The sequence below is a fragment of the Gracilibacillus kekensis genome (assembly GCF_900143085.1).
Classification (GTDB): Bacteria; Bacillota; Bacilli; order Bacillales; family Amphibacillaceae; genus Gracilibacillus; species Gracilibacillus kekensis.
Genome location: NZ_FRCZ01000002.1, coordinates 477,616 through 495,516 on the forward strand (window position 1 = coordinate 477,616; position 17,901 = coordinate 495,516).

The window sequence follows — 17,901 nt, forward strand, 5'->3', positions numbered from 1 at the left end:
TTGTTATTTAAATACTCTAGTCGCTTCTACTGCTTTTTTCCAACCGTTATATAAATCAATTCTAGTTTCATTTGACATCTGACTATCAAAGCGTTTATTAATTTGCCATTGACTATTTATCTCTTCTCTATCATTCCAAAATCCTACTGCTAAACCAGCCAAATATGCAGCCCCTAGTGCAGTGGTTTCTATTACTTCAGGTCTTTCGACAGGTACATCCACTAGATCACTTTGAAATTGCATTAAAAAGTCATTGGCAACAGCTCCGCCGTCTACTCGTAATGATTTAACATAAGTATTTGAATCTTCGATCATCGCATTTAACACATCTTTAGTTTGATATGTCAAGGATTCTAAAGTGGCTCGGATGAAATGTTCTTTCGTTGTTGCTCTTGTTAAACCGAACATGGCACCTCTTGCGTCACTGTCCCAATAAGGCGTCCCTAAACCAACAAACGCTGGTACTAGATAAACACCTTCCGTTGATTCGATTCTGCGAGCATATTTTTCAGTATCTTTAGCAGATTTAACCATTCTTAAACCATCTCTTAACCATTGAACAGCAGAGCCAGCTACAAATATACTGCCTTCCAAGGCATACTCAATTTTCCCGTCTACTCCACACGCTAAGGTAGTTAACAAACCATGATCAGACCGAACAGGCTCTTCCCCAGTATGCATTAACATAAAACAACCAGTGCCATACGTATTTTTAACCATTCCTTTTTCGAAGCAGGCTTGACCAAATAAGGCTGCTTGCTGGTCTCCTGCTGCTCCAGCAATCGGAACATTTTGACCAAAGAAATGGTAATCAATTGTTTCTCCATATACTTCTGAAGACGATCTTACTTCTGGCAGCATACTCTTTGGTACACCAAGAATGTCTAACAGCTCGTCATCCCATTTGAGTTCATAGATGTTATACATTAATGTTCTTGAAGCATTCGAGTAATCTGTCACATGAACTTTGCCACCAGTCATCTTGTAAATAAGCCATGTATCGATGGTTCCAAATAGTAATTTTCCTTGATCTGCTTTTTCTCTTGCACCTTCCACATGATCCAAAATCCATTTTACTTTTGTTCCAGAGAAGTATGCATCCACGAGTAAACCTGTTTTTTGACGGAACGTATCCTGGTAGCCTTGTTCTCTCAATTCTCGGCAAATATCCTCTGTCTGTCGTGATTGCCAAACAATCGCCTTGTAGATTGGCTTACCAGAATCTTTATCCCATACCACTGCTGTTTCTCTCTGATTCGTGATACCAATACTAGCAATTTGTGAAGCTTCGATATCCGCTTTTCTGATTACTTCAGCAATACATGCTAAAACAGATGTCCAAATTTCATTTGCATCATGCTCCACCCAGCCTGAGTTCTGAAAAAATTGTTCGAACTCTCTTTGAGCTACCTCTACAATTTCTCCTTTTTGGTTAAATATGATTGCTCTCGAACTTGTCGTACCTTGATCAATCGATAAAATGAATTTCTCCATAAGAACCCTCCTCTTTTTAAAAACATTTCCCAACTAACCAGAAGACGAAACGATATGTGAGAATACTTTGGTCATTTGATGTATAAAAAAATCCACACAACTTGTTATATTCTCCGATAATAATGAAGAATATATACGTAGCTGTGTGGACTCCTTGTCTCCGGCACATTTTTTAACTTGTAGTATATGTTTATCGTATTACAAAATCTCCATTATTGTCAATCCGAATCAGTGAAAAATGATTAAAGTTCTACCACAATTTTATGTTGATTATCGTGAAGCTTATCATTTACTTTTATAGTTCGTTGCTCTGTCTTAGGTAAATGTAATGTAACTTGATCAAATGGAAGCTTATAGTCTCCAGCTATTTCAGTCTTAATATCGACTAATTGCTCGTCACATGCCATTTTCACCTTAATGTACGTATATTCTCCATCTTGATAATTCATTGTATTTCCATCATCTTCATAGATCCATTCCTCTATTTCACCAGTATGTCGGAAAGGAAATAATAACAAACCGCGTTCCTCTTTGTTATCGTTAAAGCTTATTTCCCCATCTCTAATTGGTAAAATCGACCCAGCCTGAGCATACATTGGAATTTTATCTAAAGGTGCTTCAACAGTTAAGTCTGTGCCACCCTCGTAATATTGATCTGAATCAAGTTCATACCAGCCGTGCTGATTTTCAGGTAAATATACGTCTCGCTCAGTTGCACCTTGTTCCACTACATTACAAATTAAGAGTTTCTCCCCTAATAAGAAATCATCATTCTCTGCGAAAGTCGATTTATCCTGATCAAAATGATAAAGGGTTGGTGTCAATATTGGTTTATAATCTTTATGGGCTTGGTGTACAGTTTGATAGATAAAAGGAATCCACTTCACGCGCTCTTTCATTAATCCACGGATCAAATCTAGGTATTCTGGATACATCCATGGTACGTTAACTGTTTTGTCCTCATTCCAGGAATGAATCGTAAAGCGCGGATGGAAAATACCATTTTGAATCCAACGGATCAGTAATTCCGGATCAGGTGCTTTACCTGAGAATCCACCGACATCATGCCCAAAATTATAGACACCACTCATACTTAAGCTGAGGCCCATTTTGATATTATATCTAATCGTTTTCCATTCCGTGAAATTATCACCTGACCATGTTTGCACATACTTTTGCATTCCTGCTGCACCGGAACGTGATATTAGATATGGTCTTGTGTTCGGATAAAATTCTCGCTGTGCTTCATATGATGCCTTCATCATCAGCATCGTTTGAATTGGTTTGATATAGCTTACAGGGATTGTATTGCCAAACCCATCTGCTTTCGCTCTTTCATCCCAAATTTCATATTCGTTATTGTCGTTCCATGTCGAGTCGATTCCAAATGAAAATAGTTGTTCTTTGATTTTTGCTTTCCACCAATCAAATGCCTCTTTATTTGTGAAATCTAAATAGGATCCAATATCATCCCAAAACTGCGAAATTTCAGGTTGATCCGAATCGTTTGCCTTAATGAAAAAATTCTTTTCAGCTAGTTCATCGTATAAAGGATGGTCCTTTAACAATACTGGTTTGATATTGGCACATAAATTGATGCCATTTTCATGAAAATTATCGATCATATTCGTTGGTGATGGTATTTTTGAATAATCCCAATTAAATACGTATCGTTTGTCTCCAATGCTTGTATAGCCGGAAGATAACTGAAATGAATCACAAGGTATATCGAATTCTTTACACGAATCCACAAATTTCTTTAATTGCTCCTGAGCATCTGGAGCATCTGTATAAGTCATTGTCGATCCAGAATAACCTAGACTCCATTTTGGTGGCATAATCGTTTTACCAGTAAGCTTGGAAAAGGATTCAACTACTTCCTTCACGCGTGGGCCAAGTATGAAGTAATAATCTAAATCGCCTTTTGCGGCATGATAATATCGGTACAAACCATGATAGTTGTCTAATTCATTTCCCAAATCAAAAACGGAATCACTATAATTATCATAATATAATCCGTAAGCAATCTCTGTTTGTTCATTATAAGTTATATAATAAGGAATGTGCTTATACAACGGATCCGTATTTTCCGCATCATAGCCCATAGCATCGATCGTTTTCATTCGATATCGTTTTCCAACTTTATTAAAGGGACCACCTTTTTCACCTAGACCATAATAATTATCCTGTTTATCTCTTTCCAAATAATGATAAACACCAGTCCCTAAACTATCGTTAAAATTATAATTTTGAGTCTTTCTGTCATTTGCAATATTGATCCATTGATTGTTCACCTTCGTAAACCACTGGAATTTCAATCCTGCTAGTTCAATTACAACTCGTAATCGATTGGTGTAAATTTCTACTTCTTTCTCTCCTCGAACGATCTCAAAAGCTGGTAAAGAAAAAGGAGATAAATCCGATTTTTCACGACCTTCTGCACTTACATCTTCAGCACCAGGAGTAATTGTCCATGTTCGTTTTAAAAGTGGGTGATCCTCTTTGGGGATAAACACTCTAAAAACATCTTCTTCTAATATATATACGTGTGCCTCTATTTCATTTGATTTCAATGTTACTGTATTATTTTCAACGGTATCTACTTGGAAATGTACATCTTTTATCATCTTTAAACCTCACTTTTTTTCATTACATTAACCCGAATAATCTTGGGATTAATAAACTGATCCACTCAAAATACGTAACTAACAATAATGCTATTACCATCGGAATATATAATTTAAACAATGGTCTTATTACAGATTCAATGGAAACATTTGCAACACTACTACCTACGAATAAAGCACTACCAACAGGTGGTGTTGTTATTCCAATACATAAGTTAAATATTAATATTACACCAAAATGAACAGGATCGATTCCTATATTCGTTGCTATTGGTAGAAAAATAGGCGTAAAAATTAAAATTGCTGGCGTGATATCCATAAAGATCCCAACTGCTAATAAAATGATGTTCATTAAAAGCAAAATAATGATTGGATTATCAGATATCGAAAGTAATAAATCTGTTATTTGCTGTGGAATTCCTGCATAGGCCATTACCCATGACATAATAGAAGATGCTCCAACTAAAAATAGCACAATACCAGTCATCACTAGCGTATCTTTTAAAACAATAGGGAAATCTGATATTTTAATTTCTCTATAGAACGCAGCTAAAATTGCAGAATATAAAACAGCAACTGCTGCACCTTCTGTTGCAGTAAAAATCCCAGCTACAATCCCTCCAATAACCACGACGATTAAAGAAAGACTTGGAAGTGAGTCAAAAACTACTTTAAGACCTTGTTTAAACGTGACCTTATCTGCTATCGGATACTTTTCTTTTTTTGCGATGAAATAGGCAACGATCATAATCGATAACCCCATTAAAATACCAGGTAAATATCCTGCCATAAATAGTGCTGAGATTGATGTACCACCACTTACTAATGAATAAACGATAAAAGCTGTGGTAGGCGGAATTAACAACCCTGTCGGTGCAGATGCAATATTTACAGCAGCAGAAAAGGACGGGTCATATTTTTCCTTTTTTTGCAGCGGCGTCATTACACTACCGATTGCTGCTGCAGAAGCTACTGCTGAACCTGAAATAGATCCAAATAACATATTCCCTACAACATTCGTATGGGCTAAAGAACCAGGCATTCGACCAACAAAAAGTTTTGCTAAGTTTATTAATCGAATAGCAATCCCACCATTGTTCATGATACTGCCAGATAACATAAAAAAGATGATGGCAAGAAGTGTAAAGCTATCTATACCTTCAAATAACTTTTGCGCCGCAGTAAACGTAATAATATCTAAAGGTACTAAAGTTAATGCCGCTAATAAGGAAGAAATTCCGATTCCAACAGAGATAGGCACACCTATCACTAACATAATAAAAAAGGATCCAAATAATACGATTGTTGCTAATAAACTGGTATCCACCTTATTCACCTTCTCCCTGATTAGTTTGGAAATAATTTTTTACGTTTAATAATTTGTACAAAATAATAAGCACGCCGCTGATCGGTAAAATTGTATAAACAATTCCTTTTTGTATTCCTAGTATTGGCGTAGTTTGAGCCATTGTTGTGTTTACTGCATCGATACCACCCTGCAACAAAATAACAACAGCAAAAAATACGACGAAAAGGTCATTAATAATAGTAATGATTAATTTTCTGCTACCTGATAATTTATTAGTAACAAACGTTAATGCTAAATGTTTATTTGATCCAAAAGCATAACAAGCCCCTAAAAGAGACGTCCACACTAATAAAAACCCTAACAATTCATTCGTAAATGTACTTGGATTTTGCAGAACATAACGAGTAAAAACCTGCCAAAGAGCTCCTAATACCAGAACAACTAATAAGAAGGAAGCGACTATTAAAATTGTACGGTCCAACACCTTTTTTATTTTATCTACCAACATGGAGTATATTCTCCTTTTTTTGTTATGATTTATCATTAAAAGAACTAACTTTCTGTCACTCTAACTGAACGCCAAAATCCTTTAATCTAGTTCTATCCAACTTCACAAAATAAATGTATGAATAGAGACACTCGAAAAGAGCGTCTCTATTTTTCAAAAATTATTGATCAAGTTCATTAATTGCATCAATAATTTCAGCTAATTTTTCGTCTTTTTTCATTTCCTCATGTAACGGTTGTACTGCTTCAATAAACGGTTCTTTATCTACTTCGTTGAATTCAACACCCATTTCTTTTGCTTCGGTAACAGCTTCTTCAAGGGCTTTATTCCATAGTTCCGTATGTTCTTTTCTTGTTTCATCTGCTGCTTCATTAAAGGCTGTTTTTTCCTCTTCTGATAAGCTATCCCATAAATCTGTACTTACAATTAAAATATCTGGAATATTTGTATGTTCAGAATAGGAGAAGTTTTTAGCAACCTCGCCATGCTGTCCTGTTGTTAAGGCAGTAGGATTACTCTCAGCACCATCAATAACACCTTGCTGTAAAGATGTGTAAATTTCGTTATAGCCTAATGGAGTTGGTGTACCTCCTAATAAATCCACCATATCAATTGCAGTTTGGCTATCCATTACTCTGATATTTAAACCTTCTAAATCTTCTGGTGTTTCAATTGGTGTATCCACTGTATAAAAGCTACGTGCACCGGAATCAAAGTAAGAAAAACCCACAAAACCATTATCTGCAGTTGATTGATAAATATCTTCTACAACATCTGATTCCATTACATTTCGATAATGCTCGTTACTTGTAAAAATGTAAGGTAATGAGAAAACCGCAAATTCATCCGAAAACGATTCTAAAGCCCCTGCACTTACTTTTGTCATTTGAACACTACCATTTTGTACTTGTTCTAATACCTCCGATTCAGAACCTAACACACCATTCGGAAATATTTCAATAGTAGTATTACCATCTGTTTTTTCTTCTACGCTTTCTACAAATGTTGTTAATGCTTGATGAATCGGGTGATCTTCACTCAAATTATGTGCTAATCTTAATTCCCTAGTTTCACTTCCTGATTCGCTTTCATTACTTTCATCTGATGACTCGTTGCTTCCACATGCTACTAATAAACCGATTAACAAAATCAAAATTCCAACTAATTGTTTTTTCATTGTTGTCCTCCTAGAATATTTTCTTATTTTATTTAGTGACTCAACAAACTAATTACCCCTTATAAACGATCCACCTCCAAATTCAGACGCAAAAAAAGACCCATGACTAAATGAAGGTAAGCGCAATTATTTTTATTTAACCGCATACCTTGTATAGTTTGGATCTCCGTTTTCTCCGCAATAAATATTATGAACTTGTACGACAATAATATACAATAACTAAAACGCTGTCAACCAACTTAAGTTATTTTTCTACAAAAAATTTAAAAATTCGCGCATATACTAAGTAATTTTTACTATCCATTTTTATTTTAAACTATATAAATTCTCATTTGACGTAGTAATGGCGATAGCACCACTATTAAGCGCTTGTTCAATATCCGCTTCTGTTTTAATCAATCCCCCAGCTATTACCGGAATTCCCGTCTGTTCTGCAATATCATTTATAACGGAAGGGATAATTCCTGGTAAAACTTCTATATAATCTGGTTTCGTTTTTTTAATTAATTCAATGTTTTTTTCGAGTGCCGAGCTATCTATCGCAAACAACCGTTGAATTGCTACAATATTACTTTTTTTAGCCATCGCAATCACATTTGCTCTTGTTGAGATAATCCCATCCACTTTCACATGACGTATCAAAAACTCCATTCCATATTGATCTACTTTTAAACCATTGATCAAGTCGGCATGTACAAATATTTTCTTTTGAAATTTCCGAGCATAACTAACGATTTGTGGCAATTGTGCCACCCTTGTTTCTAAAATTATAATTAAGGGATGATCACTTTTTAGTATTTTTTCAAAATCCTTTATTTTCCGTACAGCAGGTAATACTCCTTCCACCTTCATCATTTAGTCTCTCCTCTCATCTATGTTAAAGACATTTGCGAATATCGCTAAATTAGCATAAAATTAGTTTAGTATGGGTATTACACTCTATATAATACATGATTTTCAGACTATTAAGACATCAAAGAGAAATCATTATTCATTTTTTAAAAATCATGTTATGATAGGTTATGTGTCTTTTTTATGTCGCATTTTAATGTTTTTCGATTCTTTCTGACAATTTTAGAATCGATTGTTCTGTTTACGTCCTCTAACCAATTCCAGCCAAAAAATCTAATGTAGTTATAAGATGCTCTAATCTAAACATTCAATGAATGACACAAACAAATGAATCATCAAGCAAACATCTTATCAAATTAAAACTTTGAAAGGAAGTGGGACACAATGACAACAACGTCAGAGGAAAGATCAAATGTATCCTTATTAAAAGATGTCGAATACCTAACCAAAATTTTAGATGATGTACTGCTACACGAAGGTGGCGAAAAACTGTTAAGTGCAGTGAAAGAAATTCGTATACTTTCTAAAGAGGTTAGAGAAACAAAAGAGGAAAAAACACAAGAAAAAATAAAAGAGAAAATTAATCAATTAGAGCCTGGATTCAGAAAGAATGTTATTCGCGCATTTTCCATCCATCTTCACCTACTAAATATTGCAGAACAAAATTACAGATCAAGAAGACGTCGTGAATATCAAGCACAAGATGCGAACATTATCCAACCTGGTTCACTTGAAGCGGGCGTTAAACAACTAATAGATAACAATATCTCACCAGAACAAGTGACAGAACTTTTAGGTAAATTATCATTGGAACTTATTATGACTGCTCACCCAACAGAAGCAACAAGAAGAACGATTCTGCAAATTCACAAAAGAATAGCTCGTTTATTAACATCTTGGGATTATTCTTACACACGTTATGAGAAAAAATTAATAAAAGAACGAATTGCTAATGAAATTACGATTTTATGGCAGACTCAGGAAATTAGACAGAAAAAACCGTCTGTTATGAAAGAAGTTTCCAACGGTTTATACTATTTTGATCGTGTTTTATTTGATGTTTTACCAAAAATTCACGATGATTTAGAAGATTTATTATATGAGAATTATAATCAAAGATGGAATATCCCTTCTTTCCTACGTTTCGGTTCATGGATTGGTGGTGACCGTGATGGTAACCCTAATGTAAAAGCTACTACTACTTATAATACATTAAAGCGTCATCGAGAACTCGTACTTAAGAAATATAAAGAATCCATAGGGACACTACAAAATCGACTTAGCCATTCGGACTCAAAAGTCGAAGTAAGTAATGAAATAAGAGAATCTATTCAGAAAGATCGTCAAGAATTAAATTGTAATGGTTGGCATAAAGAAGACGAAGTATATCGTGTGAAATTATCACTTATGCTAAAGAAATTAGAATATACGGAGCAAGATGATGAACGTGGTTATGCGATATCAGAAGATTTATTAGCAGATTTAAATTTGATTCGTGAGAGTATGATGATGCATCACCCAAAACAAAATCCAGTGAAATTATTACGAAAAGTAATTCGCCAAGTCGATTTATTTGGTTTCCACTTAGCATCATTAGATGTGCGTAATCATAGTGGTGAACATGAATCTGCATTGACGGAAATATATAATAAAGTAAACATCGCGGACAATTACAAATCATTAGACGAAGATGAGAAAGTAAAGACACTTGTTTCATCATTAGAAAACCCACGTCCAATGATCTCAATTTATGATGAATTCTCACCAGAAACACAGGAAGTCATTGATACATTCCGCATGATTAAAAGTGCTCAAGATACTTTTGGAATGCGTGCAATTGAAGTGTATTTAATCAGTATGACAAACAATGTCAGTGATTTGTTAGAAGTGCTAGTACTAGCAAAAGAAGTTGGACTCTATCGCGTGTATCCAGATGGAAGAGTAGTAAGCCGCATTCATGTAGCTCCATTATTAGAAACCATTGATGATTTGAAAAATGGTCCTGAAATGGTTAAGAAGTTATTTGATATACCGTTATACAGAAAGCATCTTGAAGCTCGTGGAGACTTGCAAGAAATCATGCTTGGTTATTCTGATGGTAGTAAAGATGGCGGTAATATTACTGCTAACTGGGTGCTCTATAAAGCACAACAAGAAATTCATGACATTTCATCCAACTATGGAGTTAAATTAAAATACTTCCATGGTCGTGGCGGATCACTTGGTCGTGGTGGTGGACCATTATATTCTAGTTTATTATCACAACCAGCCGTAACTTTAGGTGATGGAGTAAAAATTACCGAACAAGGAGAAGTATTATCTTCACGTTATTTATTAGAAGATATTGCTTATCGTAGTTTAGAACAAGCTACTTCTACTCTCTTAACTGGAATTATGGGATTAAGTGATGATTATGCGAACATGCAACCATCTCAAAAAGAAGTGGATGCAATGAGTGTCATCTCTGAATATGCATTGAAGAAATATCAATCATTAGTCTTTGAAGATCCTGATTTTATTAAATACTTTAACCAAGCAACACCATTACACGAATTAGGAGACCTAAACATAGGTTCAAGACCAATGAAGCGTAAAGGCAGTGACCGATTCGAAGATTTACGCGCAATCCCTTGGGTATTTGCTTGGACTCAAAGTAGACAACTATTACCTGCTTGGTATGCAGCTGGTACAGGATTTAAGAAATATCTTGATGAAACAGGTAATCTTGAATTCTTACAGGAGATGTATAACCGTTGGCCATTTTTCCAGGCTATTATCAACAACCTGCAGATGGCATTAACGAAAGCAGATATTCAAACTGCGAAAGAATATGCCAATATGATGAAAGACACAGAAATCAGCGGTAGAATCTTTGGACAACTTGCTGATGAATACAAAGAAACAAAGGATATTGTTCTAAAAATTACAGGACAAGATGAGTTACTGGATAACAGACAGAATATTAAAGAATCTGTTCGACTACGTAACCCGCTAGTTGATCCGTTAAACCTCCTGCAAGTTCAACTTGTCTCACAACTTCGAAATGAAGGTGAAGAAAGTGAAAAATATGAAGAACTTCTCATGGAAGCACTTCTCACCATCAACGGAGTAGCAGCAGGACTTCGCAACACAGGTTAATTTAACTACCAAAAGCCTTTAAGCAACCATTTGCTTAAAGGCTTTTTTATATCACTGTTTAACTAAACTGCAAAGTAACTAAAGTGGTAATTTTGAATGAAGGCATCTGTGTAATAACCGCTCCGGCTTGCCCACTTCGCTTTCCAGGGGGCGCGTCTTCAGCTAACTTTTTCAAGCGATCTGTGCTTGGAAAAGTTAGCTGAAGGGAAAACCCCACGGAAAGGGAAGTGGGCAGCCGGAGCGGATGTCTAGTAAATAAAGTATTTCAAAATTACCACTTTGACTAATAAATTTTCAACTGTTTACTTCGCAGTTTGTTCATGTACATAGTTTCCAAAAAAATGTGTCTAAACTATGAACTAATTGTTACAATAATATGAACTTTATGATATACTATATTTGAAAACACTTACAGTTAATTTGTTGATATATAAGAGGTGATAAATATGGATATATTATTAATTTTCTTATTGATATTTAGTTTTACTCCGATCTTATTATGGGGAGATAATTGGAAAAAAACAGCTATTGGTCAAATTCCATTTGTTCTAGGAGCATGGTTTGTATTTTATAAGTATGTAACTGTTGGCATTGCTGCCGGCGAAATGTACTTATGGGGTATTTTTATAGCAAATCTTATATATGGACATATCGCATTTACCATTATATTGTTAGAGATGCGTAAATCCATGAAATTACATCGACCAATGATCCAACAAAATAGTTAATACACTCACTTTTCTTAAAGGGAAACGCAGGTAATGCGTTTCCCTTTTCGTATGTATAGGTCTTTATTGTCTGTAAGTGGTAACTCCAGTATAATTTAAATAAAGTGAGAATACCGTCAAATATTGGAGGAATATAAATGAATATTGTAATCGCACCAGATTCTTATAAAGGAAGTCTTTCCGCTACAGAGGTTGCTAACACGATCGAACAAGCTATAGCAGAAACAGGAAGCCATCAGATAATAAAAAAACCAATGGCAGACGGTGGTGAAGGAACGATTGAAGCTATTCTCTCAGCTACGAACGGAAAAAATGTAGCTATCTCCACTTCAGGTCCTTTAGGAAATTCTATCAAAACAAATTATGCAATTATTAACAAATCTACTGCCATCATAGAAACTGCCTTACATGCTGGTTTATATCAGGTTCCCCCACAAAACCGCAACCCTGACCTCACCACTAGCTTTGGAATCGGACAAGCCATTCTTGATGCAATTGAACAAGGATGTGAGCAAATCATTGTCGGACTAGGTGGAAGTGCCACGAATGATGGCGGTTTAGGCTTATTGCAAGCACTTGGATTAAAAACCTATGATAGTGACGGGAATCTATTAGATAAATTCGGAAAAGACCTTCTTTATATTCACTCTATTAATCTTAACGAGCTAGATTCTCGTTTGAAAAAAGTAGATTTTCGAATTGCTTGTGACGTAGACAATCCTCTATGTGGTGAGTTAGGGGCAAGTGCTGTATATGGCCCTCAAAAAGGAGCTACTTCTAGTCAAATATCTGAGTATGATCGAGCATTAGATAACTTTGCTGATTTAATAGAAACAGCGCTCGGCCAGGAATGGAGAAATACCCCTGGTGCAGGTGCGGCAGGTGGTTTAGGTTTTGCTTTCTTAACGTTAGGTGGAAAACTTGATTCTGGTGCGGCACTGATAGCTAAATCTATTCAACTAGAAGATCACCTGAAAAATGCTGATTTTGCGATTACCGGTGAAGGACAAAGCGATGAACAAACTTTATATGGAAAAGCACCTGGTTATGTTGCGGAATTAGCTAGTCAATGGAATGTCCCTACCATCCTCCTTTCTGGAAGTTTAGGAAAAAATAACCACACTCTAAGACAAAAGTTTGCCGGATGTTTTTCCATCGTTAATCGTCCGTTAAGCTTAGAAGAATGTATGGCGAATACATCATTTTTGTTAGCAGAACAAACAAAACAAATAATGGCATTAATACAGAATATTCGAGCGAGATAACTTGTTTCCACTGTCGCTTTTTGCGATAATATAGTGGGACTTTAATTAGTGTAATCTAACTGACATGTTAGAGAAGCTTATCAGGTGGTTATTTCCACTTAGTTTTTTTAATGACCTAAGACTTGAAGTAAGTGTATTACTGAAGGTTACACAATGATAATACATATAGGAGGTCTTTCCCTTGAACGACACATATAATAATACCAAATTGAAAGTCTTCTCTTTAAGCTCCAATGTTGCATTGGCAGAAGAAATTGTACATCATATTGGTATTGATTTAGGCAAGTCATCTGTAAAAACATTTAGTGACGGAGAAATTCAGATTAATATCGAAGAAAGTATTAGAGGTTGTGACGTTTTTCTTATTCAATCCACGTATGATCCTGTAGAAGATCACATTATGGAACTGTTAATCATGATTGATGCTTTAAAAAGAGCTTCTGCGCGTTCTATTAACGTTGTAATGCCCTATTATGGTTACGCTCGTCAAGACCGCAAATCACGTGCGCGTGAACCTATTACAGCTAAATTAATCGCTGATCTCATTCAAAAAGCTGGGGCAAATCGGATGATTTCTATCGATTTGCATGCACCGCAAGCACAAGGCTTTTTCGATATACCCGTTGATCCAATTACATCAGTTCCAATTATTGGCAGTTACTTGGAAGCAAAACAATTGGAAGATATAGTGGTAGTTGCTCCAGACCACAGTAGTGTATCTCGTGCCAGACAATTGGCCGATCAATTAAAAGCACCTATTGCCATTGTAGATCGTCGAGGGCCTAGAGACAGTGCTTCTACTATAAATATAGTGGGAGATGTTGCTGATAAAACCGCAATTATTATCGATGACATCATTGATACTGGACGAAGGATCACAACAAGTGCCGAAGCCTTAAAAAACCATGGTACAAGAGAAGTTTATGCTTGTTCAACACATCCTGTACTCTCTGGGATTGCAGTGAATAAAATTGCTGAATCCTGCATAAAAGAATTAATTGTTACCAATACGATTCCTTTACCTGAAAACAAACAATTAGATAAAATTACACAATTGACGGTTGCTCCTGTTGTAGCAGAAGCAATTATACGATTATATGAGCAACAATCCATCAGCTCGTTATATATTTAGTGAGTCCTGGAATGTATTGACTCTCTTATGAAATTGAAACCATGTTACCTTCTACAGGTAGCATGGTTTTATTATTGAAAATATTCTTCTGAATCCATTATTGTAATTATGTTCCAATCACTACCTCCCTTCTCTTAAAATTTTTCCATCGTTTAATTATGTGCACACCTTCTGGGCGGACACATATAATGTCATATATAGTAAGACTCCCACTTTGCTCAGCAAAACGTGTAAAAATGTTTTTATCCCAGTTATCTTCTTTAAGAAGTGGGGATATTACGGACGGTTCACACCGTGATAAAGAGAGGAAGAGGTGTTATGTTCAAAAAACTTAAAACTCAATCATTGCCTCAATTAATAACCATTTCCTCCCCCATATTTTTATTATTGTTGTGGGAAATATGTTCACAATATGCTTTACTAGACCCGCGCTTTTTTCCAGCACCGACATTAATCCTAACTACATTAATACAAATGGCGGAATCAGGAAATCTTTTTGAACATATTTATATAAGTTTAACTAGAATTATTCTTGGTTTTGCGCTAGGCGTTATTCCTGCTATTTGTATTGGATTATTAATGGGGATGTATAAATATTTTCGGCACTTTTTCTCACCAATTATTATGATTTTCATGCCTATTCCGACACTAGCAATGTTACCAATTATCTTGATTTTATTCGGTATCGGGGAGTTTTCGAAGATGATTACAATTGCTATTAGTGTCTTTTTCCCAGTAGCAATCAACACTGCTGCAGGCGTAGCGAATATCGACCGAATCTATTTAGACGTTGCTAAAAATTATCATGCAAATGCAAAGGATTTCTTCTTTAAGATTGCCTTACCTGGTTCATTACCAGTAATGCTAGAAGGAATTCAAATGGGGCAAGCGATCGCTTTACTAACGATTGTAGCAGCTGAAATGATCGGAGCAACTTCGGGTATTGGATATTTAATTTGGATGAATTACAAAGCATTTTTATTACCTCAAATGTATGTTGGGCTAATACTTATTTCGTTTTTCGGTTACTTTTTCTCTTTGTTACTTAGAGGATTCGAACGTAAATTATTGCCCTGGAAATAAAGTAGAAATGAGGGATAAAGTTGTCAAAAATTCAAATTGAACAATTATCAAAACGTTTTGTTAAACGGGATAAATATATAGAAGCATTAAAGGATATTACCTTAACAATTAAACAAGGCGAATTCGTTTGTTTGTTAGGACCTAGCGGATGTGGCAAGACCACTTTATTAAGAATATTAGCTAACTTGGAAAAACCTAGCACAGGTGACGTAATCATCAATCAAACAGATAAAAAGAAACCTTTGCAGTCTATGGTGTTTCAGGAAAATGGTGTGATCCCTTGGCTTACGGTAGAGGAAAATGTGGCATTCGGATTAAAAATGAGACATTTATCTAATGATTTTGTGAAAGAACGAACAGAATATTATTTACAAAAAGTCGGTTTATCAAAGTTTCGACGATTGTATCCTAAGGAATTGTCTGGAGGAATGAAACAACGTGTTAGTATCGCTCGTGCATTTGCTAATGATCCAGAAATTTTACTGATGGATGAACCCTTTGCCGCACTAGATGAGCAGAATAAATTTATTTTACAAGAAGAGTTATTAGCCATTTGGCAAGAAACGAGAAAAACAGTATTATTTATCACCCATAGTATTGACGAGGCTTTATTATTAAGTGATCGAATTTTATTAATGAGTGCGCAACCTGGAAAAATTATAAAGGATGTAGCTATTGAAATGAATCGGCCACGCTCAATTGAAAAAGTCCGATCAGATCCTGAAATGACGAAAATATTCTTAGATATTTGGGAGCAACTGCAAAGCGAAGTTAAACAAACGAGATTAAAGTGAATCCTCTTTCAAGAGTTTCATTTTTAAAGAAGTTTATTGGGGGAAAAACAATGAAAAAATTATTGATAATGATGGGAACTGCTGTATTTCTTATTTTAGTATCAGCTTGTCAATCTTCAGAGTCTGATGAAAATGATAATGCTAAAAGTACAGATCCCTTAGCACCATTAGAAGAAACAGCAAAGGTTGTCATTGCCGAAGACGGATCAGCATCAGGTGCAGGATTTTATATCGCAAAAGACAAAGGTTATTTTGAAAAATATAACATTGAAGTAGAATTTGCTACATTTGGAAATAGTGATGAAATGCTTCCTGCAGTTGCTGCTGGTGAAGTTGACGTAGCTGGAGGAATATCTTCTGCTTCCTTTTTCAATTCAATCGCACAAGGGATAGATGTACGATTTATTGCGGATAAAGGACATAATAATGAGGGGAGTTCTTATTTTACTTTTGTCGTACGAGAGGATCTTAAAGATGACATAACTGACTACGAAGATGTTAAAGGGAAAAAAATCGCTGTCTCTACTCAGAATGCGGTAGATCATTATATATACAATGAAATGTTAAAGCATGCTAATGTATCAACGGAAGAAGTAGAGTTTGTTTTAATGAGCGATTTTGGTAATATGATGTCAGCAATGGGAAATCAACAAATTGATCTAGCGCTGCAAATCGAACCCTTAATTACCCAAGGTGAAAATCAGGCAATTCATCAACGATTCCTTGATGCGACTGACTATGCACCTGAAGCACAAATCGCAATGGTTCTCGGTTCCCCAAAATTTTTAACGGAACGCAGAGATGTCGCTGTTCGATTCATGGCAGCCTATTTACAAGGTGTTCGTGATTACCATGATGTTTTCATCAAAGATATTGATGATAATGGTGAAGTTATTTCTATCATGGCAAACCACACAGCTTTAAAAGATGAAGATTTGTGGAAAGAAGTTGGGGTTACCGGTTTAAATCCAAATGGTTATATTTTTGAAGACGATGTAGAAAAGCAATATCAATTTTATAAAGAAAATGGGGCAATCCAAGGGGAATTGGATTTTGATACCATTATTGATATGTCATTAGTAGAAGAAGCCCTTGATATCATAGGAACATACGAAGAATAATACTGCTCCCTACTTTTTTCTTTCACTCGAATCTCCAGCTATCATTTGGTAAAATGAAGAAAATGGTAGAAGGAGGAATGGCATGGATGTATTAGAAGCAATTAAAAATAGACGAGAAATTACAAAATACCAAGACCGAACTATAGAAAAAGATGTTTTAGAATCTGTTGTTGATGCTACGTATTTTGCTCCAATAGGAAACAACTTACCATCAAAAGATATCATAGTCGTTACGGAACAGGAGAAACTTATTGCATTAAAAGACACCACACCTTTTATGCCTTGGATAGTGGATGCAAAAGCAGCAGTAGTGATAACTGGTCGACCTGACATAAGTAAGTATTGGTTACAGGATAGTTCGATCGCTTCTGGCTACTGTTGGTTAGAGGCTGTCAATCAAGGTTTGTGCGGTGCTTTTGGTGCGATATATCATGCTGAAGATGCAGAAGAATCAGAAAGACGGGAAGGTCATGCTCGTAATGTGTTAAATATTCCTAGCGATCGTCGTGTTGTCGCTATTATCGGTCTAGGATATCCAGCCGAAACAAAACCACCGAAAAAACATATTCCAAAAGAAAATATTGTTCATTATCAATCTTTTTCACAGTAAGCTAGCTTTCTACTTATGGATAGAATTTTATTCAGAGGGAGTATTGCACTTCCTCTGATTGTT

Annotated in this window: 14 protein-coding genes; 8 read left to right on the forward strand and 6 right to left on the reverse strand. The window is 35.5% G+C overall.

Translation table 11 applies throughout. The annotated features are described in order from the left end of the window. Positions 1 to 3: 3 nt before the first annotated feature. The 6 genes from glpK to BUC25_RS07745 all read right to left on the reverse strand — a co-directional run bounded on the left by glpK (position 4) and on the right by BUC25_RS07745 (position 7,970). Positions 4 to 1,494, reverse strand: coding sequence for a glycerol kinase GlpK (gene glpK / locus BUC25_RS07720; RefSeq protein WP_073201287.1), 1,491 nt, complete (start codon positions 1,492 to 1,494; stop codon positions 4 to 6). Between the two features lie 242 nt (positions 1,495 to 1,736). Continuing rightward, on the reverse strand, positions 1,737 to 4,121 hold the full coding sequence (locus BUC25_RS07725) for a glycoside hydrolase family 31 protein (RefSeq protein ID WP_073201288.1): 2,385 nt from the start codon (positions 4,119 to 4,121) through the stop codon (positions 1,737 to 1,739). A gap of 22 nt (positions 4,122 to 4,143) precedes the next feature. Further along, the gene (locus tag BUC25_RS07730) at positions 4,144 to 5,448 is read right to left on the reverse strand and encodes a TRAP transporter large permease (protein ID WP_073201289.1); all 1,305 of its coding nucleotides are present in this window, start codon (positions 5,446 to 5,448) and stop codon (positions 4,144 to 4,146) included. 1 nt (position 5,449) lies between these two features. Continuing rightward, entirely contained in the window at positions 5,450 to 5,938 is a 489-nt protein-coding gene (locus BUC25_RS07735; RefSeq protein ID WP_073201290.1) for a TRAP transporter small permease, read from the reverse strand. 160 nt (positions 5,939 to 6,098) lie between these two features. Then, entirely contained in the window at positions 6,099 to 7,115 is a 1,017-nt protein-coding gene (locus BUC25_RS07740; RefSeq protein WP_073201291.1) for a TRAP transporter substrate-binding protein, read from the reverse strand. Between the two features lie 306 nt (positions 7,116 to 7,421). Next, positions 7,422 to 7,970, reverse strand: a complete 549-nt coding sequence (locus BUC25_RS07745; protein ID WP_073201292.1) for a glycerol-3-phosphate responsive antiterminator — start codon at positions 7,968 to 7,970, stop codon at positions 7,422 to 7,424. A 381-nt stretch (positions 7,971 to 8,351) separates the two neighbouring features. Between BUC25_RS07745 and ppc the strand changes: the two genes are divergently transcribed. From ppc to BUC25_RS07785, 8 genes are all read left to right on the forward strand, one after another. Next, positions 8,352 to 11,105, forward strand: coding sequence for a phosphoenolpyruvate carboxylase (gene ppc, locus BUC25_RS07750; RefSeq protein WP_073201293.1), 2,754 nt, complete (start codon positions 8,352 to 8,354; stop codon positions 11,103 to 11,105). A 446-nt stretch (positions 11,106 to 11,551) separates the two neighbouring features. Next, complete coding sequence (locus BUC25_RS07755) at positions 11,552 to 11,833, forward strand: spore morphogenesis/germination protein YwcE (RefSeq protein WP_073201294.1); 282 nt, start codon at positions 11,552 to 11,554, stop codon at positions 11,831 to 11,833. A gap of 137 nt (positions 11,834 to 11,970) precedes the next feature. Continuing rightward, positions 11,971 to 13,098 (forward strand): glycerate kinase, encoded by a 1,128-nt coding sequence (locus BUC25_RS07760; protein ID WP_073201295.1) that lies wholly within the window; start codon positions 11,971 to 11,973, stop codon positions 13,096 to 13,098. A 181-nt stretch (positions 13,099 to 13,279) separates the two neighbouring features. After that, a complete protein-coding gene (locus BUC25_RS07765; protein ID WP_073201296.1) occupies positions 13,280 to 14,230 on the forward strand; it encodes a ribose-phosphate diphosphokinase in 951 nt (316 codons plus the stop codon). A gap of 318 nt (positions 14,231 to 14,548) precedes the next feature. Beyond that, positions 14,549 to 15,313 (forward strand): ABC transporter permease, encoded by a 765-nt coding sequence (locus tag BUC25_RS07770; protein ID WP_073201297.1) that lies wholly within the window; start codon positions 14,549 to 14,551, stop codon positions 15,311 to 15,313. A gap of 20 nt (positions 15,314 to 15,333) precedes the next feature. Continuing rightward, positions 15,334 to 16,107 (forward strand): ABC transporter ATP-binding protein, encoded by a 774-nt coding sequence (locus BUC25_RS07775; protein WP_073201298.1) that lies wholly within the window; start codon positions 15,334 to 15,336, stop codon positions 16,105 to 16,107. Between the two features lie 50 nt (positions 16,108 to 16,157). Next, positions 16,158 to 17,228, forward strand: coding sequence for an ABC transporter substrate-binding protein (locus tag BUC25_RS07780; protein WP_073201299.1), 1,071 nt, complete (start codon positions 16,158 to 16,160; stop codon positions 17,226 to 17,228). A gap of 82 nt (positions 17,229 to 17,310) precedes the next feature. Continuing rightward, positions 17,311 to 17,838: a nitroreductase family protein gene (locus BUC25_RS07785; RefSeq protein WP_073201300.1), complete on the forward strand. Its 528-nt coding sequence runs from the start codon at positions 17,311 to 17,313 to the stop codon at positions 17,836 to 17,838. The last annotated feature ends 63 nt before the right edge of the window (positions 17,839 to 17,901 follow it).